The sequence below is a fragment of the Sphingobacterium sp. UBA2610 genome (assembly GCF_002339225.1).
GTDB lineage: Bacteria > Bacteroidota > Bacteroidia > Sphingobacteriales > Sphingobacteriaceae > Sphingobacterium > Sphingobacterium multivorum.
On record NZ_DDKA01000022.1, the window covers coordinates 14,040 to 34,580 of the forward strand.

Annotated in this window: 13 protein-coding genes and 1 tRNA gene; 8 read left to right on the top strand and 6 right to left on the bottom strand. The window is 41.1% G+C overall.

Annotated elements, in window-relative coordinates:
• Positions 1–15: 15 nt before the first annotated feature.
• On the bottom strand, positions 16–1,302 hold the full coding sequence (gene xseA / locus B4Z47_RS15370) for an exodeoxyribonuclease VII large subunit (RefSeq protein WP_070562391.1): 1,287 nt from the start codon (positions 1,300–1,302) through the stop codon (positions 16–18).
• Between the two features lie 230 nt (positions 1,303–1,532).
• On the opposite strand from xseA, the gene B4Z47_RS15375 reads away from it, so the two are divergent.
• The 3 genes from B4Z47_RS15375 (at position 1,533) to radA (ending at position 5,895) form a co-directional block, all read left to right on the top strand.
• Positions 1,533–3,257 carry a serine hydrolase domain-containing protein gene (locus B4Z47_RS15375; protein WP_286727521.1) on the top strand — a complete coding sequence of 575 codons (1,725 nt, stop codon included), beginning with the start codon at positions 1,533–1,535 and terminating at the stop codon, positions 3,255–3,257.
• A complete protein-coding gene (locus tag B4Z47_RS15380; RefSeq protein WP_286727522.1) occupies positions 3,254–4,414 on the top strand; it encodes a dipeptidase in 1,161 nt (386 codons plus the stop codon). The genes B4Z47_RS15375 and B4Z47_RS15380 overlap by 4 nt, the downstream gene beginning before the upstream one ends.
• Before the next feature lie 95 nt (positions 4,415–4,509).
• Positions 4,510–5,895 (top strand): DNA repair protein RadA, encoded by a 1,386-nt coding sequence (gene radA, locus B4Z47_RS15385; RefSeq protein WP_201669844.1) that lies wholly within the window; start codon positions 4,510–4,512, stop codon positions 5,893–5,895.
• 151 nt (positions 5,896–6,046) lie between these two features.
• Here radA and B4Z47_RS15390 read toward each other — a convergent pair whose 3' ends face one another.
• A complete protein-coding gene (locus tag B4Z47_RS15390) occupies positions 6,047–6,730 on the bottom strand; it encodes a peroxiredoxin family protein (RefSeq protein ID WP_286727523.1) in 684 nt (227 codons plus the stop codon).
• 72 nt (positions 6,731–6,802) lie between these two features.
• On the opposite strand from B4Z47_RS15390, the gene B4Z47_RS15395 reads away from it, so the two are divergent.
• The 3 genes from B4Z47_RS15395 to B4Z47_RS15405 all read left to right on the top strand — a co-directional run bounded on the left by B4Z47_RS15395 (position 6,803) and on the right by B4Z47_RS15405 (position 12,654).
• Positions 6,803–7,951 carry a methionine aminotransferase gene (locus B4Z47_RS15395; RefSeq protein WP_286727524.1) on the top strand — a complete coding sequence of 383 codons (1,149 nt, stop codon included), beginning with the start codon at positions 6,803–6,805 and terminating at the stop codon, positions 7,949–7,951.
• Positions 7,952–8,092: 141 nt separating this feature from the next.
• A complete protein-coding gene (gene nagB, locus B4Z47_RS15400; RefSeq protein WP_376746605.1) occupies positions 8,093–10,021 on the top strand; it encodes a glucosamine-6-phosphate deaminase in 1,929 nt (642 codons plus the stop codon).
• A gap of 143 nt (positions 10,022–10,164) precedes the next feature.
• Complete coding sequence (locus B4Z47_RS15405; RefSeq protein WP_083295814.1) at positions 10,165–12,654, top strand: TonB-dependent receptor; 2,490 nt, start codon at positions 10,165–10,167, stop codon at positions 12,652–12,654.
• A 187-nt stretch (positions 12,655–12,841) separates the two neighbouring features.
• Here the strand turns inward: B4Z47_RS15405 and B4Z47_RS15410 are convergent, their stop codons facing one another.
• Positions 12,842–15,358, bottom strand: coding sequence for a family 20 glycosylhydrolase (locus B4Z47_RS15410; protein WP_159332611.1), 2,517 nt, complete (start codon positions 15,356–15,358; stop codon positions 12,842–12,844).
• Between the two features lie 140 nt (positions 15,359–15,498).
• On the opposite strand from B4Z47_RS15410, the gene B4Z47_RS15415 reads away from it, so the two are divergent.
• Together B4Z47_RS15415 and B4Z47_RS15420 are read left to right on the top strand one after the other, a co-directional pair.
• Positions 15,499–15,570 (top strand) — tRNA-Glu (locus B4Z47_RS15415).
• Positions 15,571–15,878: 308 nt separating this feature from the next.
• Positions 15,879–17,087, top strand: coding sequence for a site-specific integrase (locus B4Z47_RS15420; protein WP_286727525.1), 1,209 nt, complete (start codon positions 15,879–15,881; stop codon positions 17,085–17,087).
• 764 nt (positions 17,088–17,851) lie between these two features.
• On the opposite strand, the gene B4Z47_RS15425 is transcribed toward B4Z47_RS15420, so the two are convergent.
• The 3 genes from B4Z47_RS15425 to B4Z47_RS15435 form a co-directional block, all read right to left on the bottom strand.
• On the bottom strand, positions 17,852–19,393 hold the full coding sequence (locus tag B4Z47_RS15425; RefSeq protein WP_070565846.1) for a Fic family protein: 1,542 nt from the start codon (positions 19,391–19,393) through the stop codon (positions 17,852–17,854).
• Between the two features lie 511 nt (positions 19,394–19,904).
• A complete protein-coding gene (locus B4Z47_RS15430; RefSeq protein WP_115045974.1) occupies positions 19,905–20,222 on the bottom strand; it encodes a hypothetical protein in 318 nt (105 codons plus the stop codon).
• Positions 20,215–20,487, bottom strand: coding sequence for a helix-turn-helix domain-containing protein (locus B4Z47_RS15435; RefSeq protein WP_145328040.1), 273 nt, complete (start codon positions 20,485–20,487; stop codon positions 20,215–20,217). The genes B4Z47_RS15430 and B4Z47_RS15435 overlap by 8 nt, the downstream gene beginning before the upstream one ends.
• Between the last annotated feature and the right edge of the window lie 54 nt (positions 20,488–20,541).

The following is a 20,541-nucleotide window of genomic DNA, read 5'->3' on the forward strand; positions in this document are numbered from 1 at the left end:
TATGGCGATGCCAAATTAAGTATTGTTCTCATCTAGGTCTTCCTTCGGAGATTTATCTGTCACAGTACTGGTAAGCTCTCCATATTCGAGTATCGTCTGTATTACATCGCCTTGAGATACTTGTGTCACCGACTGCAGTAATTTTCCGTTAACCTTAGTAATTGAAAACCCTTGTTTTAATAGTCTAATTGGATCAGATAGCTGAATAATTCGTTCGGTATGAGCCAGTGCCGTTTTGTGCTCATAAAAGCGCAATTTTAACAAGGCGTTAAGATCATGTTGAAATTGCTGGATGGCCGCCCTCGAGGTCTGAATTTCTCTCTTTCCGATCCATTGTATATGCGTTGCCAGTTGAGATAATATATTGTGCTCTTCTTTAAATCGGGTAAGAATGAGTTGCTGTATGCGCTCTGCAGCCCGATCGACTGGAATAGCAAAATTATGAAACTTCTGAATCAGAAAATCGGCCAGCTCACTGGGCGTAATCGCGTTTTTATAGGCTACCATTTCGCTAACTGTATAATTCGTCGAATGCCCAATACCCGTCAATACGGGGATGGGAAATATAGCGATAGCACGAGCTAGCAAGTAGTTATTATAACTGGAAAGACCAACCTCACCGCCTCCACCACGGATGATGGCGACCACATCGTACCTGTCTATTTTTTCAGCAATAATGGCAAGCTGATTTATAATAGAAGGTACTGACTTGTCTCCTTGTAACAATGCAGGGAAGAGGGTGGATTCGATGCGGTAACCCCAAGGGTTTTGATTAATAATCTTGTAAAAATCAGAAAGCCCCTTACTTGTTTCTACTGAAATAATTGCCAATCTTTTGGGAACCACAGGAAAGTCCAATAATTTATTAGACTCATATATGCCCTCTGCTTTCAGCTTTCGAATACTGTCTAACTTCTCCTTTTCAAGTTCGCCTAAGGTAAAAGTCGGATCAATATCAACAATGCGCAAGCTTAACCCATACATAGGGTCATAGGAAATACTTGCCTGAAATAACATCGTAATCCCTTCTCGTAAAGGTTCTTGCGCGACTTTAAGAAAATTGTTGTTGATACGATTGTAATCAGCTTTCCATAGGATCGACCGAATTTCAGCGACAATTTTACCATCCTGTTTTTCTACCAGTTCAGGATAACAGTGGCCAGAATGCGTATAATGATTGAGCTTGTTCATTTCAGCCTTGATCCAGTACAAACTCTTATACCGCTCTGCAAGTGTCTTTTGGATACTGCGGCTGACTTCCAGTAAGGAAAATATCGTTTTATCTTGAATCAATTCTGGCATTAGTCAAACTTACAGAAAAAACCTTCATGATGCAATTGGGGGCAATGCCAATTCAGGTTTCAGGAACGTCGCTGCGTTTAGCCTGAAGAGGATGGCAAATAATAATACATCAATTTGGAAATGCGCAATAGGTATAAGTAACAAAATTGATTTTTTTTCGTACGAACCTATTCCTTCGTTATATAATTCGTATTTTTATTTGATAGAACCTAAAAAACGATAAAAGCAGAATGAAAAAACGATTTTTTGGGGCATTATTTGCAGGTTTGTTCTGTATTAGCCCCCTGTTTGCTCAATATAAGTCTACAATTAAAAACGAAACGATACTGTTTAATAACCTTGATCAGTTGCTGCCTTTAAAAAATCTGGATCAACTTCGTATCGCAGTTGTTGTTCCTAACGCGGCAAAATATAGGATGTTTACGGACCAACTGGCTCGTTATGCAAACACCAAAGTTTTCGATTTTAATAAATTTGATGAGGACATCAAATATTATAATACCATTATTGTGGCGGGAAAGGAAGATGATTTAGATGCCGATTGTCTAACACAGTTGAAGCAGGCTGTATTAAACAATAAAAAAGTTATCCTTTGCCATTTTTTTGAAAATGACAAAAACAAAAAGAGCCTATCTGAGCATCCACAATCTGATTTGATCGAATTGCTTGCTCCTTTTTCAGAAATTGGACAGCAGCAGATGGCAATGTCTATTTTTGGTGGGATTTCTATTACCGCCGGTAACGTCAAAACCACACAGACAAGAATACAATATGGCGCTGCCTCAAGTTCTAATCTGAACCTGACCAAATTGACGAAGAAAATTGATGCCATTGCACAAGAAGCCATCGATAAGCAGGCAACTCCAGGAGCTGTAGTCATGATCGTGAAGGACGGACAAGTACTCTTGGAGAAATCTTACGGTTTTCACACGTATTCCAAAGATATACCCACAAAAACAACTGATATTTTTGATCTCGCATCTGTCAGTAAGATTGCTGGTACTACTCCTGTGATTATGCGTCTTACCGAGCGTAATATTATTAATTTGGATAGTACCATGGGACATTACCTATGGCAGGCAAAGTATACCAATAAAAAGGATATCAAGCTTCGTTCCGTCATGTTGCATGAAGCAGGATTTACACCTTTTATTCCCTTCTATAAATATCTGAAAGTTGGAGACGTGGTTTCGGCCCGCGATGATAACCATCAAGTAAAAATGGCCGACAATAGCTATATCCTCAATAATTATTACCGCGATGTCATGTGGCCCGAGATGCTAAAATCACCTGTAAAACCCACTGGAAATTATGTGTATAGTGATATCAGTATGTACGTGATGAAGGAAGTTGCAGAACATCAGACCGCTGAACCGCTGCAAGATTATGTGCAGGAGAACTTTTACAGGCCATTGGGGATGACGCGTGCGGGTTACCTTCCCCGAGAGCGTTTTGCAAATGATGAAATCGTTCCTACCGAGCAGGATACCTCCTTTCGGAAAACATTACTAGAAGGCTATGTCCACGATCAGGGTGCGGCAATGGCTGGCGGTATTGCCGGGCATGCCGGATTATTTGCTACAGCAAATGATTTGGCAATCTATGGTCAACTGTTATTGAATAGAGGAGAGTACGGGGGGGAGCGCTACTTTAAAACCGAAACCATCGATTTATTTACCTCCAGGCAATCGACAAGCAGTCGTCGAGGCTTAGGTTTTGACCGTTGGGATCCAAACCCAAAAAATGAATATCCATCTAAGTTAGCAAATAGCTCTGTATTTGGACATACTGGCTATACAGGGACATGTATCTGGATTGATCCACAAAATCAACTGATCTATATCTTTTTGTCTAATCGCGTACATCCTCAGGTGAGTACTAGGCTGTTGGATCTAAATATCAGAAGCAGGATTCAGGACGCTATTTATGAAACGATCAATGAAAGTCAAAAATGATAAAAAGCCTCTTATTACTTGGACTAGCAATGACGACACTCAACAATGTTGGATATAGTCAAGACTATAAACAGATACACCAAGATTTGGTGGTCGTCGACGGACACAATGATGTGATTTACGAATCCATTTTCCCAGGGAAAAATATTGGTCAGCGAATAAGTACGGGAGCTACTGATTTACCGCGACTGCGGGAGGGAGGTGTCGATGTGCAGGTATTTGCTGTGTGGTCCGATGATGCGAAGTGGAAATCCGGGGCATTTAAGCACGCCAATGACCAGATCGATGCATTAGAAAAGATGATTGCAGCAAATGCCGATAAAATAAGTTTGGCAAAATCTTCAGGTGACATCGATGCGATCTTAAAAACAGGTAAAATAGTTGCGTTGATCGGTGTGGAAGGTGGAAATATGATTGAAGGAAGTGTTGACCATCTGGTCCGGCTTCATGAGCGCGGCGCCAAATACCTCACTTTGACCTGGAACTACAATTTGCCTTGGGCAAGCTGTGCCGCGATGGAATCGGGAGATATGCGTTCCAAAGATAAGGGATTGATAGCGCAAGGGCGAGCAATTATTCGCAAAATGAACGAATTGGGGATGATGATTGATCTGTCTCATGGAGGAGAGCAGACTTTCTATGACGTGCTGTCGATAACGACCAAACCGATCTTGGTTTCGCATAGCAACGCCTATGGATTATGTCCACATTTCCGTAATCTGAAAGATGAACAATTAGAGGCGCTGAAAAAAAATGGCGGCGTTGTTGGTGTGAATTTTTATTCAGGTTTTTTGGATCCTGCCTATGAAACAAGGCTTAAGGGTTTGTATGCAAGTAAATTTGGCGATACCGGAGATACAAAATTGAGTACCTGGGCCATGTATGAAAAGTTGCCAAAGGAACTTCAACGGCAAGCCGATGCTCCACTGTCGAAATTATTGGATCATATTGACTATTTGGTCAAAAAAGTGGGTATAGACCATGTTGCTGTAGGCTCGGATTTCGATGGCATAGAATCCTCACCCCAAGGTCTAGAAGATGTTTCTAAATTTCCGTTACTGACCAAAGCGCTGTTGGAAAGAGGATATACAAAGACGGATGTTGCGAAGATTATGGGACAAAATTTCTTGCGGATCTTAAAAGAAAATGAAGGATAAGGCTAACCAGTCCTTGCGTATTGTCTTGATGAATATATAATACTTACGACGATGATATTGCGCTTTTAACAGCTATAAATTTGTAATTTCGTAGTATGGCAAAATCAAAATCTGCATACTTCTGTCAAAACTGTGGCTACGAGTCTCCCAAATGGATGGGGCAATGCCCTTCTTGCAAGCAATGGAATAGTTTTGTTGAGGAAGTCGTCGAAAAGGCGAGTTCAAAAGTGCCTGAATGGCGTAGTTCTACTACAGGAGGAAGCACAAAGAGAGCGAATAAAGCTGCGATCATCCACGAAATTGTCTATCAGGATGAATTACGGATATTGACTCCTGATCAGGAGTTTAACCGGGTTCTTGGCGGCGGTATTGTTCCAGGGTCATTGGTCCTTATTGGAGGTGAACCGGGTATTGGGAAGTCGACGTTGATGTTACAGCTCGCTTTGTCAATCCCACAAGTCAAGACCCTTTATATTTCTGGGGAAGAAAGCGAACAGCAAATTAAGATGCGGGCAGAACGATTGTCACAATCATCCAAAGCAAATTGTTATATTCTTACCGAGACATCTACTCAAAATATTTTCAAGCAGATCGAGACGGTACAGCCCAATGTCATAGTCATAGATTCTATACAGACTTTACATTCCTCACAAATTGAATCGGCGCCAGGATCGGTTTCTCAGGTACGCGAATGTACCGCAGAATTGCTGCGGTTTGCAAAAGAAACCAGTACACCAGTTTTTATTGTAGGACATATTACCAAGGACGGATCTATTGCAGGTCCCAAGGTTTTAGAACATATGGTGGATACGGTGCTTCAATTCGAGGGTGATCGTCATCATGTATACCGAATTTTACGGGCCGTAAAGAATCGTTTTGGATCTGCTTCAGAACTGGGTATTTATGAAATGCAGGGGTCGGGGCTTAGGGAAGTGTCAAATCCTTCGGAGATTATGATTTCCCAGCGCGATGAACCTGTTAGTGGCGTTTCCATTGCGGCGATGCTCGAAGGAGTGCGCCCTATGATGATTGAAGTGCAGGCACTGGTGAGTAATTCGGCGTTTGGAAATGCTCAGCGCTCTTCTACAGGCTACGATACGAAACGATTAAATATGCTGCTGGCTGTTTTGGAGAAACGCTTTGGCTTTAGGTTAAGTGCACAGGATGTGTTTTTGAATATTGCCGGTGGGTTACGTGTCGAAGATCCTGCGATCGATTTGGCTGTTGTTGTTGCAATTATTTCTTCACAACAAGATATCGCGATTCGATCCAATCTGACTTTTGCCGGTGAGGTTGGTTTATCGGGTGAGATAAGGGCCGTAAATCGTATTGAACAGCGTATACAGGAGGCCGAGAAGTTGGGCTTTGATGGTATTTTTATTTCTAAATTCAATACCAAAGGATTGGATGCTAAAAAATATAATATTGCCATTCGTCCGGTTGCCAAATTGGAGGATATCTTCAGTGCTTTGTTTGGCTAAGCGACAAAGAGGGGTAATCAATCGTTTAATATCCTAATTTACTGGGATCATCTTAAAATAGATTTTTTCAGAAAAATGGCCTTCTTCAAAGAATAAAAATTAAAAGACCATGCTTTCTTAAAGCATGGTCTTTTTATGTATTGCCTATCGTTTACTTTTTCAATACTTCTTTCAATTTTGCACGTAAAGCATCACCATGTAAGTTCTTCGCGACAATTTTCCCATTGGGATCGATCAGGACATTCTGCGGGATAGATTTTACCCCGTATAAGGTTCCGACATCATTTTGCCAACGTTTAAGATCCGAAACATGACGCCAGTGCAATTTATCTGCATGGATGGCTTTAATCCAAGAATTGCGATCCTTATCAAAGGATATACCCAATATTTCGAAGTTTTCACCTTTAAATTGTTGGTATGTTTTGACAAGATCCGGGCTTTCGACACGGCAATCGGGGCACCAAGATGCCCAGAAATCAAGGAGAACATACTTTCCTTTAAAGTCCGAAAGCTTTACAGGGTTACCAGTAGTATCATTTTGCGTAAACGCGGGAGCTGTTTTTCCAACTTGAACCGTTTCCAATGTATTTAAGTAGTCTTGGAACTCTTTCCCTTCACTTGAATTCTTGACATTTTTACTCAAGGTATTATAAAGCGCCTGAAGCTCGGGGTATACAGGGTCATAACCGCCGACTCTACGCAAGTCAACCAATGTCGATATAGAATCCGGGGCGGCCTTAACGCGTGCAATATACTCCTCTTTGGTAAGTTCTTTTTTTTGTGCAGAACCAAAGAATGGCAGAACTAAAAAAAGTAGTGTGATGTATTTTATCATGTTATTATTCTTATATATATTTACAAATATAAGAAAATCCACTAATTTAGTAGATTAATAAAATGTCAAAAAATGAACTTCAACCTAACTTCTAAACTTCCACATGTCGGCACGACGATTTTTACCAAAATGACGATGCTTGCTAATGAGCAGCAAGCCTTAAATCTGTCGCAAGGTTTTCCTGACTTTGAGACCGATCCGAAGTTGGTGGAATTGGTTTCTAAGGCAATGGAAGCGGGACATAACCAATACGCGCCAATGATCGGAGCACAGACATTACGTGATACGATCTCCAAAAAATACCGGGAAGTTTATAACGTGGCGGTCGATGCAACGGCGGAGCTTACTGTGACATCAGGTGGTACCCAAGCAATTTTTACAGCTATTGCCGCAGTCGTTAGACCGCAAGATGAGGTTATTATTTTTGAACCGGCATACGATTGTTATGCGCCGACTATCGAATTGTTTGGCGGTAAAGTTGTTCCCGTGCGATTAATGGCACCTGATTTTCAGATTGACTGGGGTTACGTCGCTACGTTAATTAATTCCAGAACTCGTTTAATGATCATTAATAATCCGAATAATCCAACAGGCAAAGTGCTGGGTAAAGAAGAGTTAATTAAACTTGGGGACTTGTTGGCAGGTACCAACGCACTCTTATTGAGTGATGAAGTGTACGAGCATATCGTTTTCGATGGTGTCTCGCCCCAATCGGTATTGGAAATACCCTCCTTACGCGAGCGAAGTTTTGTTGTTGCTTCCTTTGGAAAGCTATTGCACACCACGGGTTGGAAGATAGGTTATTGCATTGCTCCGCCACAATTAACGCAGGAATTTAGAAAAGTGCATCAATTCAATGTATTTAGCGTAAATACACCCATGCAATTCGCTATCGCGGAATATTTGGAGGATATAAGCTATGTCAAAGGTCTATCGGAATTTTTTGAGCGAAAAAGAAACCTATTGAAAGACGGATTAAAGGGATCCCGGTTTACGATTCTTCCCTGCGAAGGAACTTATTTCCTGAATATCGATTATAGCGCGATCAGTCAGGAGAAGGAATTTGAATTTGCTTGCTCGTTAACCAGGGAGCACAAAATTGCAACCATCCCACTGTCAGCGTTCTATAAAGAAGCTACAAATCAACAAGTTTTGCGGGTTTGTTTTGCTAAAAAGGATGAAACGCTATTAAAAGCTGTCGAGATTCTGAATAAGGTATAGCTGTATTATTGGGGTAAAAGAATAGCTAAAAGGTTTTATTTAAAATATCGCTAAGAAAGAACCACTTTATTAAAATTTTACTTCAACTTGAGGTACTAATTTTATAAATTTGTAATTCACGTTTATCAACATACCCATAAAATGGCTAGATTAAATTTATTGGAAGAAACACGCTTCGAAAAAGTCCCTGTGAGCGTCTATCCAGATCAAAATTCAGCTTCGAAAAACGTTGCAAATCGTATTGCTGAAATTATTCGTGCAAAGCAAGAGAAAGGTGAGAAAGCTGTTCTGGGCCTTGCTACCGGTGCCACTCCGGTAAAAGTCTATCAAGAATTGATTCGTTTGCATAAAGAAGAAGGTTTAAGCTTTAAGAACGTGATTACCTTCAATCTTGACGAATACTACCCTATGCAACCTGATGCCGATCAGAGTTATGTGACCTTTATGAACAAAAACTTGTTCGATCATGTAGATATTGATGCGGCTAATGTAAATATTCCAGATGGTACCTTAGCTCCTGACCAAGTAAATGCATTCTGTGAAGCTTACGAACAGAAGATTACAGCAGCAGGAGGTTTAGATATTCAATTATTAGGTATTGGCCGTACAGGCCATATCGGTTTCAATGAGCCAGGTTCTGCACCTAACTCAGGTACACGTGTGGTAACGTTGGACGATTTAACTCGTCGCGATGCTTCCCGTGCTTTTGGTGGAAAAGAAAATGTACCAACAAAAGCGATTACCATGGGAGTAGGTACAATCTTTAAAGCGAGAGAGATTATTTTAATGGCTTGGACCGAGACAAAGGCTGAGATCATTAAAAAAGCAGTTGAAGGTGAAATCTCCTCGGAGATTCCTGCAACTTATCTTCAGTTATCGGACAACGTTGAATTTATTCTTGATGAAGCGGCAGCATCATTATTGACACGTTTTGATCTTCCTTGGTTGGCAGAAGATGTTACCTGGACACCTTCATTAATTAAAAAAGCAGTCGTTTGGTTGGCTTTGGAGATCAAAAAACCAATCCTGAAACTTACCGACGAGGATTATAATGCGCACGGGATGGCGAAGTTGGTTACAGAAACCGGTCCGGCATATAATATCAACATCCGTATATTCAACGAACTTCAACATACGATCACGGGATGGCCAGGAGGTAAACCCAATGTTGACGATTCACAACGTCCTGAGCGTGCTAACCCAGCGAAGAAAAATGTAATTGTATTTTCTCCACATCCGGATGATGATGTCATCTCAATGGGCGGTACATTTATTCGCCTGGCAGATCAAGGACACAATGTCCATGTTGCTTACCAAACTTGTGGTAATACAGCAGTTTGGGATGATGATGTGGTACGTTATCTGGAGTTTGCTGAAGATCTTGCAAAACAAATTGGGGCAGAGGCAGAAGCTTCTCAGATCGGCCGCATTTATGATGAAGAAAGAGCAATTTTTGCAACAAAAAAACCAAATCAGATCGATACTGAACTTGTCCGTAAAATCAAAGCATTAATCCGTAAGGGTGAGGCGATCGCAGGAGCCCGTTTGGTTGGTTTGCCAGATGAGAATATCCATTTCCAGGATCTACCTTTCTATGATAGACAGAAGTTTTCAAAAAATGTATCTTTTGAAGATGATATTCAACAAACAATGGAATTGTTGCGCCACGTAAAACCACATCAGGTATTTGCTGCGGGTGACTTTGCAGATCCACACGGTACACATAAAGTATGTTTCGACATTCTGTTTGAAGCATTAAACAGATTGAGTAAAACGGATGAGTGGACCAAAGATTGTTGGTTATGGTTATACCGTGGAGCATGGCATGAATATCCTATCCACGAGATCCAAATGGCCGTTCCTTTATCACCACAAGAAGTTTATCGCAAACGTTTAGCCATCTTTAAACACCAGTCTCAAAAAGATTTGCCTGTATTCCCTGGAGATGATCCACGTGAATTCTGGGTGCGTGCTGAAGATCGTACAAGCGAAACAGCAGCTTTATATGACCAACTAGGTTTGGCAAACTATGAAGCTATCGAAGCGTTTGTAAGATGGAAATTTGACTAAAATAATTGTCTAAATAAACAAAAAAGTCCTGAGCCTGAGTTGGTTCAGGACTTTTTTGTTTTTAATCATTCTAAATAGCTTATTTTTTATACCTTTGCGTTATTATTTAGAATAATTAAAAATAATTACCCAAAATTATTAACATGGACAAACACTTACTAGCTCTTGCTTCTACATTTTTAATCGGAGGTGCAGTATATGGTCAAACTTCGGGAATCGTCAAAGGTAAAGTCGTCGATACACAAAATAATCCTTTAAGTTCAGTAACCGTTTCAATCGGAGATAAAAAAGTACGTACGGACCATAGAGGTCATTTTAGACTGCATGGCATCGACCAAAATACGGTGATTAAATTCACCTACATGGGCTACCAAACAACCGTTATCGATTATGTTTTTAGCACGAAAAGCCCTGAAGTGATTATTGATCCCATTACGCTAGTGAGCAATGAGCAGGCCATTGATGAGGTAGAAGTGTTTGGTGAACGCAACAAAAAGCCAAAAGGCTTGGAGATGATTACACGTATGCCATTAAAACCTTCGGATCAAATTCAGAGTATTTCTGTCATTTCCAATAAGGTAATTCAAGATCAGGGTATTCTTACGTTGACGGATGCTGTAAGAAATATTCCCGGTGTAACCTTGTTTGGTTCTTATGGGGGTGTTAAAGAATCTTTGTCAACCCGTGGGTTCAGAGGGGTGCCTGTATTGAAGAATGGCGTGCGGATGGACTCTCAATTTCAAACTGCATCTGGAGTTGTTGATATGCAAGGTGTGGAGTCTATTCAAATGATTAAAGGGTCTGCTGCCGTTACACAGGGTGTTATTACCGATATTGGTAATGCCGGTGGTGTAATTAATGTGGTCACTAAAACCCCTAATTTCACGAATTCCGGTGAGGTGGGTGTTCGTGCAGGAAGTTGGGGACAATTCCGCCCAACCTTTGATTTCCAAACGGTACTGGATAAAAAACAGACCGTTGCTTTTCGAATGGATGGCGCGTATGAACGTAGTGATAGCTACCGTAAAAGTGTATCCTCTAACCGTGTTTATTTAAATCCATCGTTAGCTTGGAAACCAACGGATAAGACAACAATTACTTTGGAGGGTGATTATTTTAATGATAATCGCACGCCGGTTAATTCCGCTGTCAATTTAAATCCTTCACAGGGGGTGAATGCGCTATATGTTATCCCGAACAATAAGTTTTTGGGCTTCAATTCCGATAATAATAATACAGAGATGAAGAGCTTTATGGCGCAGATCAATCATGAACTGACTGATCGCTGGAGCATCCGAGCCTCTATCGCAACGTCATCTTATCAGGTTGATAACCAATCATCATCTTCCTCATTGATTAAAGATGATGCAAAACAATATAATACCTTCTCGCGTTCCATGAGTAAGAGCCTGCGCGATGACAAAAATAAAACTTTCCAGTTTGACTTGATCGGAAAAGATCTTTATACGGGTAAGGTAAAACATTTGGTTCAGGCAGGGGTGGACTATCGTATTGCTGATGCGACAACAACTTCTTTTGCCGGAAAATTAAGTCCACTGGAGAAAAATGTTCTTTTGAAAAAAGCCGATCAAAATAGCAATGTAATTGATATTATTGATATCCATGGTGATTGGGTGAATGATCTTTCGGAAGTGGTATACGTCGATTCGTTGGGTAACCAGCGGAAAGGAAAGCAAATTGTCTATACAGCAGGAACTCCTGTACGGAGTTATTATTCTTCTATAGGATTTATGGGGCAAGACGTTATTGAATTTAACAAATACATTAAGGCTGTATTAGGTTTACGTTATTCCGAAATTACAACAAAAGATTTTACATCAAACGGTAATAAAAGGGAGTCGGCTTGGAATCCAATGGCGGGAGTGATTGTTACGCCATTTGAGAATTTCAACGTATTTGGATCTTATACAAACTCAACGAATTTAAGAAATGCGGCAAATCCTTTAACAGATGGTACAGCGGCAGGTGCTTCTAAAACCGAACAATTTGAGGGGGGAATTAAATCCGATTGGCTGAATAATCGTTTACGTTTCAATTTAACCTATTTCCATATTTATACCTCAAACTTGACGAATGCGGAGTATACACCAGGCACGAATGTCGCCACAGGATTATACTTTAAGGCCGGGGATTTGGTGCGCGATGGTATTGAGGCAGAGTTGAACGGTCGTGTATTGGAAAATTTGACAGTGATGTTGGGCTATGCGTATTTAGACGCACGTTATAAAAATTCACCATCTTATATGGATGGATCGGCACCGATGAATGCGCCAAAACATACGGCAAATGCATGGATACAATATGTATTTAATCAAGGAGCTCTTCGGAACCTGAGCTTAAGTGCCGGAGTTTATTATGTTGGAGACCGACCTGTCAATGAATATAGCTTAACCCCAAATGGGCACGGCGAATATTATGGTACAGAACCTTTCAATATGCCAGCATATACCACATTAAATGCGCAGGTGGGATACAAATGGCGCAAATTTGATGCGAAAGTCTTTGTAAATAATATCACCAATGAGATCGGATTGAATTCATACTTCCGCGGTGGTTTTATTAATCAGATCGATCCAAGAAATGCTGCGGTTGCATTGAGTTATAAGTTTTAAAGATATAAGTCTATATAAACAGAAGGGCTGTCCAAAGAAGTTGGACAGCCCTATTTTTATGCTATTTTCTTTTATCAGCTTAAGTATCCTTTCATCTAGTGGACGCTGGATCGACTGATGTTATTTTAGGCAGCTTTTTTTTGCGTTATCGACACCAATAGCGTTCACCATGATGAATCCCGATGAATTAATAGCTGATTACATCACCTGACCGTCCTTTGGCATCAAATACTTTAAATAAGTATTTTTTTCCGTTCTGGAAAGGTATCGGACCGTTCACCACTTTTGATTTCAATGTTGGCGTACTTCCATTATCGCTATAATAGACTTTGAAACCGGGATAATCGGTGTTGATAAGAAGTTGGCTGCCCTCTTTCTTGATCCCAATTTTTGGAAGTCGATAGGTATAGCCCCCATTTACCCTATCCAGTTTTCTCAATTCATCCTCACCTAATTTTTTGATAAAGGCGGTATACGATTTGCGATAAGTGGCCTCGTCAAAAGAATTTCCTTTTTCCCAAGTTTGTTCGGGCGCCCACGCGCGATCAGCAATCGCTATCAAACGTGGGAATATCATTTCCTCAAGACGTTGGTCAGTGGATACCTTTTCTGCCCATAAAGCACCTTTAATACCAAGGAGATTTTTCTTCCCTTCGGCTGTAAGCTGTTCTTTATTGGTGTAAGCCTCTGGTTTAAGACCTTTTCCAGTATCATCCTTCCGAAGGTTGATGAAGAAATTTTCAGGAGAGAACGAATAGGTTCTGTTCAGATTAACCGTGCCTACCCAGCTGTGTCCTGGATCTGCAAAGTCACGGTCCCAAGACATATCGAGGTAGTTGTTTGCCGCACTCGTGTAAACAACTTTATAACCAGCATTTGCCAATCGATAAGCGAGGTCTTCCTGTCCTTGGCCAGGGAGATTGTTCCATACATTCAAATGGATGCCGGATTTTCCTAGATCGGCATTTACAACCATGCCTTTTCCTTTATTGCGCATACCCATTTCTTCCCATCCCGACATCGTCAATCCTTTTTCTTGAACAAGGCTATTAATTTTGGCAATATACAGTGGCCATACATCGAGTACATTGGCGATATTATTCTCCTTCATAAAGGCCAACACCTTGGGCGATTTCTCCCAAACACCACTTGGCGTTTCGTCGCCGCCCAGATCGATAATTTTCAACGGAACTCCAGCTTGATCATGTATTGCTTTGATTTCATCGATCACCTTGCTCAGGAAGTGATAGGTTGAAGGTAGGGCAGGGTTCATGACATTGTCATTCCAGTTTTGTGCAGAGTTGTAAACGGACTTGTCCTCTGCATCGTCCAGCAAGAACTCCTCTGCCTTCTGTTTATCGCCAAGTTTTGAATAATGGGCAAAACGCGCCCGCATTGCTTTAATCGCTGCACGCGCATGACCAGGAGTTTCTACTTCGGGTATGACATCGATATGTCTTGCCTGTGCATATTTTAAAATTTCAATATAGTCAGCAACACTGTAGAATTGATGCGATTTGGTGGTCGCTCCAGAACCATAAGCAGACTGTATCGCTTTTCCATCCTCAAAATTAGCCGAACGATTGGCTCCGATAGCCGTTAATTCAGGTAGCGAAGGAATTTCCAATCGCCAACCTTCGTCGTCAATGAAGTGGAAATGGAATTTGTTCAACTTGTAAAAAGCCATGAGATCCAATATTCTTAAAACCTCGGCTTTGCTATGGAAATTACGGGCAGCATCCAGCATAAATCCACGGTAGCCATAACGTGGACTATCTTCAATGTTACCGTATGGTAAAGCGATTGATTTTGTGGCTTTATTCCATTGATTGTGATTGATCAACGATTTTAAAGATTGTATGGCATAAAATGCACCGGCTTTATCGGAAGCTTCTATTCGTATACCTTTTGCACCAATCGTCAAGTGATAGGATTCCGGCTTTAAGTTATTTGCTTTGACAATCTCGATGCCACCCTGAGGGCTAGATGAAGCCGTTAGCTTAATACCTGAATATGCTGAAAAAAAGTTTGTCAGAAAGTCCGATTCGCTCGCAAAATCCTTATCGACAAAAAGTTTTGTACCTGTCGATAGATTGAATTTCTCGTTATTATTGATGCTGATATTACTTGGTAAAGGAATGACATGTTGTGCTGCTGTCCCCTCCACAAGCTTGTTTTGATCGTATTTATAAGCAAAGTAATCTGTTTTTTCAGCGTCCGACTGGGGAGCGATTTTAACAGCAGAATAATCCGAAATATTTGTTGCAAGCCCAGTTTTATTATTTTTTAGGTATAGACCAATTGGCCCATCCGTATAATTGACCAGTCCGGTTGTGATAAAATCGATGTGGACCGTATCTTGTGCATTTAATGAAAAGTTATTTTTCTTAAAGCTAACCTGAAAGAGATCCCCGTTTCGGTGGTCTATCGCAAAACGTTTGTCGACCTTATCGGGATCGATAGATCGGATAAAATTAAACCAAAGGCTCCAGTCGTTGAGTTGAACAGCACTTTTCCCCTTGTTTTTTAAAATTAGGGTAGAAACCGGATTTTTACGGATATTCTCTCCGTCTTTGACCTTCCAGGTGAGCTGCAGTTGATCTGCGATTGCACTCGATTTCTGAGCATAGGCTTCCTGGCTTAACAAAGCCAAGCCTAGTCCGGCATAGAGTAGCGGTTTTTTGATTTTTTTTAAATTAGTCATGTTGGTTACTTTTTCAATGACTTTAAATATAGCTATTTTAGAGGGTTTTATGATCTATTTCAAAAAAAATGAATAAAAAAAAGATAAAAATTTTGACAGATTTATAAATATTTCTATATTTGCACACCGAAACAGAAAACGGCCCGTTCGTCTAGGGGTTAGGACGCAAGATTTTCATTCTTGAAACAGGGGTTCGATTCCCCTACGGGCTACAGATCTAAAAGTCAAAACGTACAAAAGCCTGCAAATGTTTAATTTGCAGGCTTTTTTGTTTTTCAGTATCTACAAAACCTATAATAAATCCAAAGAAAAAAGTGAGTCATTCAGTGAGTCATTTTCGCTCATTTACTCACTCACTGAAATGACAATAACATTCTTATAATCAAGATGTTTAAAAATCAAACATCTTGATCTGTTTTAGTTGCAAGGCTAATTTTGCATCGCTGAAATCTGTTTTTCAGTGGTGATGCAGAGCTCGCCGCAAAGGCGGCTCGGTTTGTTTCACTTAAATGATGTTGTCATGAGTACAAATTATTCCTTGCTTTTCTATCTGAAGAAACCAAAAAATTATGTTAGCGGCCCCAAGTCGATCTACATGCGGATTACCGTAGATGGTATCCCAAAAGAAGTTTCCACTGGACGAGAATGCTATCCGTCCAAATGGAATTCTAAAGCCAACCGTGTGAAAGGCACAACAGAAGCTGTCAAGACCCTGAACAGCTATCTTGATACCCTCGTAACTAAAATAAGTACGATCCATACCGCTATGACGGCTGCCGCAGAGGAAATCACAGCGGAATCGATCAAACTTAAGTATCAGGGAAAGGATACTAAATGTAAAAATTTCTTAGATGTCTTCAGGGAGCATAATATGCAGATGGAAGCATTGCTCGGCAATGGATTCAAGCCCAATACACTCAAAGGATATAAAACCTCTTTATTGCATGTTTGTGAATACCTTGAGAAAGAATTTAGACTAGCAGATATCGACACAAGAAAGATTGACCATGCTTTTGTCACAGGCTACGAATTCTTTCTTCGTGCCACGATAGGCTGTTCAGCCGTGTCGGCAGCAAAATACATGAAGCACCTTCGCAAGATCATCAAGGTATGTATCGCGCACAGATGGATAACGGACGATCCATTTGCCTTTTATAAGATCAAGGTCAAAGCTAAAGAGAAGGAATTTCTGACAGATGCGGAACTTCGGAGGATAGAAGAAAAGAACTTCAAAATACCAAGACTTGCACATGTCCGCGATATCTTTGTCTTTTGTTGTTACACTGGACTTTCCTATGCAGATGTAAAGAAACTAAAATGGATTGATATTTCTGAAGGAGTGGACGGAAAACTCTGGATCTTCACCAGCAGAGAAAAAACCGAAACGTCGTCAAATATTCCACTACTTCCCAAAGCTCTTGAAATCATTGAAAGGTATCGTGATTATCCGCCGTGCATAGCCAAGGATATGGTTCTTCCAGTTCTCAGCAATCAGAAAATGAACAGCTATCTTAAAGAAATAGCGGATGTGTGTGAGATAACAAAAGAACTCACTTTTCACAAATCACGTCATACGTTCGCCACTTCTGTTACATTGGCAAATAGTGTACCTATCGAAACTGTTTCCAAGATGCTTGGACATACGGACATTAAGACTACGCAGCATTATGCGAAGTTATTGGACAATAGGGTCGCAATAGACATGGAAAAACTGGAAAGAACGATCTAGAATAAAACTGCGCCAACAGGTCATGCTAAAATCGCAGCGCTATGGGCCACCTAAGGTGCTTACTCTAATAAAGGCAAATCATAGTCGAAGAAATATTGCTTAATTCAGGAAGAAAGTGATGTTTTCATACATCGCTTTCATATTACATATTTGTAGTAAGAATTTAGAAATTTAGATATAATAGTTTATTTATCGCCAATTGCTCAATGAACCGACATGCCTGTACCTAGTACCGGATAAGCCTGATCAATCCTACAGGAGGTATTATCACTACCAGCCAGAAAATTGACGGGCCCTATCCGAGTGGATTACTATACGGAAGCTATCCATGCTGTTCAGCTGAGCGATGTTCTAGACCCATCTGATATGCCAGCAACAGTTAAAGAATCTTAACAAGGAACATAATAAACAAACTTTCGAATAGGGTACTAGGAAGATAAGCTATTGGGCAATATTGCTTTTATGCTATTAGGCTTGCCCTCCTGCTATCGAATCACGCTGTTTGGAACTGAGATTCGTTCTGAGTACAAAAAAATGAAGTGTTTTAATACGCGCAAGTTGTGTTTTCGGGGACCCCGAAAACCATCTTGCCTTTACTCTGCAATGCCTCAATTGGGGCATTGCAGGGTAAAGGGAGAACAACCTTCGCAACTCGGTCTTTCTTTCCAAATCTGGGGATAGCGCAAAATAGGATTTGCAAAATGCTAAAATGTGGTATTTTGTATCACCTATTCAACTAATTTTCTCAAGACTTATTTGAGAAATTAACGTCTGAGACTACTACCCCTGTCCTGTCCATCGTCATCCTGTTCCCATGGCTTTCGGTCTGGGGTAGCAATTCGAAGAATATACCCGTCGTCTTCTTTGAAAGCGTTACTCGCTTCAAGCACATGGTGCATAGCGGAGAGATCTTCTCCCTTAATCGTTTCGCTGAACAACTGTGCTCTTTGCAACATTCGGATAAAGGTATCAGGTTCCTGCCTGCGTGTCAATTGTCTGAGTGCGCCAAGGTAATCGTCCCGGAAAACGGTTGGTATAATGATCTTGGTCTGTCCCTGGCTGGTCAGCTCAGCATTCATCATCACTCTCGCCAATCTCCCATTTCCATCCAAAAAGGGATGTACCTCGCTGATCATAAACATCATGAATGCAGCTTTGGCAAAAGGGTGCCTTAATGCTCTGTAGAAATCAAACCCCTGTACCAATGTACCTCCAACAAGCTCATGGTCGACAAATTCAGTATCACCAGCCCGGTTGTTGCGGTCCTTGAACTCGCCCGGATTTTTGTCAGGTCTGGCAGTTAGCATGGTCTTATGCCGATAGCGAAGGATATGAATGAGCTCATCAGAATTCTTGGGGACAACCTGCATTTCCTCACGATTACTGACCATTTGGTAAGTTCCCAGTATATCGTGAGAATCTTCTCCCCTTGCGGGCAAGGGTTTTCCGCTATCAATGATCTTCAGAGCCTCTTCTACCTCAAAACGGGTACCCTCGATAAAGTTAGAGAAGTAGGCTTCGTAGAAGGCAAAATTGCGGAAGGCCCTAGTTGTTTGGTTTGCGTCATATATATCCGCAAACTCACGCTGCTGCAATTCCACAAAGAGCTTTTCGAAGAGGTCCAACCGTGCCGGATCATACGGATGCCCAAATGCCCGGGCAATGGCCACCGGGGATTTCAGGATACCCGAGGGCTTAGTCGACAGCATTGCGCCGACCATCCGGTTCAGCTTATCGAACTCCCTATCCATACCCAGCCTGGTACTGATTTCACTTGCACGGTCCCGCAATTCATTTAGTCCCTGTTCGCCTTTAACCCGTACGATCTGATCCAATTTTTCTTCTATCTGAGGAATTGTCCATGTTTTGGACTCCCCTCCAACTTTACGGGATTCCTGAAGATTCTCCAATAATGCACGGTCCTGTCCTGAGACATAGAGTCCATCGGAAAAAAGTAAATCTCCTGGGAGTGGCCCTTGTCCCTGCATTAAGTTCAACGTAAGGCCCGGGAGTTTGACCTTTCTATCATAGGAATAAGTTAGAAAGATATCACCAGTATCAGTAGGTTTAAATTCAAGGGCGGAGCGGTGACTGAGCAAAACACCTGGATATAGATGCCCGATGATCTTGAACCTATTCCGAAGCACGATAGCCTCCGGAGCTTCCTCCAAATTTGGGGTATATATCTTCGGTGCAATCTTCTTCAGTTTTCCTTCTTTGACAAGCTTGCCAATGGCTCTGCTTATGTTGGAATCGCTGGAAGAAAACAGTATCTCCTGTAGGTGTAATGGGATATCCTTGTCCATGATCTTTACAAACTTTTGAGATTAATTATAGTAATCAACATGTCAGAACAAATTTTTCAAACTAACAAAGTGTATTTATGCGAATTTTTCAAACTAATTTAAGTAAAAATACAGATTTTTCAGATTTGTATTGGAAAGCTATAATTACTTTTTTCAAAAATTTCCTACTAAACTCTTCAAAAAAGCTTTGGTCTACAAATTTTTCCGGATAAACCCGTCTGTTTTACAAATTATTTTAATTATGGAGCGGTTAGCTCTCCTATCAAGGGGTACATAGGAACTCAGGGAGACCGGATTCCTGCTTTTGGAGAAAGGAAAGTATACGCCACTGTAAAGTTCATTTTTCAGCACCCCGTCATTCAGATCGGCAGTATCCTTTTTGATTCTATTGAAATAATTAAACATCTTTATCAGGAATAGAAGTTTTGTCCTGCCGAGTTTAGGGGAAAGATGTTTAAGTCTGCGATTCACTTCCATAGAGAAGCGGACGCGTCTTGTGTTTTCATTAGATCTAGCCATTGCTGTCAGAATTATTGTTAGCGATAAACCTAAATCTGCTGGCCCTGGTAGGGTGCCAGGAGGGGATGTACTCCAGATAGCCATATAAGACGAGTTCGGAAAGGCATTTATGATAGGTAGCGATTGAACGGATCCGCGAAAAATGCATCAGTTTCCTGCGGCTGGTATAGAAAAAATCATGAAAGCCGGGTTGCTTATGAAAATAAAAAAGTGCCATAACCAGTTCGATATGTGATGGCAGCAGTCTATTATCTTTTGCGATGTGCTCAAAGTAAACTTCAAAGTCATGGTCTTGTGTATTGTTATCCATTACCTTCTCCTCCTTCCATCATCTTATCCACATCGCTGGCGCGATAATAAATGCTACCGCCGATTTTCTTGAATGGGAGCGTGCCTGTGATCCGCAGGTTTTGTAGCGTACCCGGAGATATTTTCAGTTTCTTTCTTACCTCACGGCTGCGGAAGCATTCCCTTTCGGCGTCAGTTTTTTCGTTTGTTAGGATCTGTCTGATTTCTTCGAGCAGTTCTTTCTTGAACTGCGACAGGTCTTCTTTTGTCAGGATGTCTAATAGCATGGTATACCAATTTTGTGAACAATATGTACCCCGGTTATACGCGGGGCCACTGCT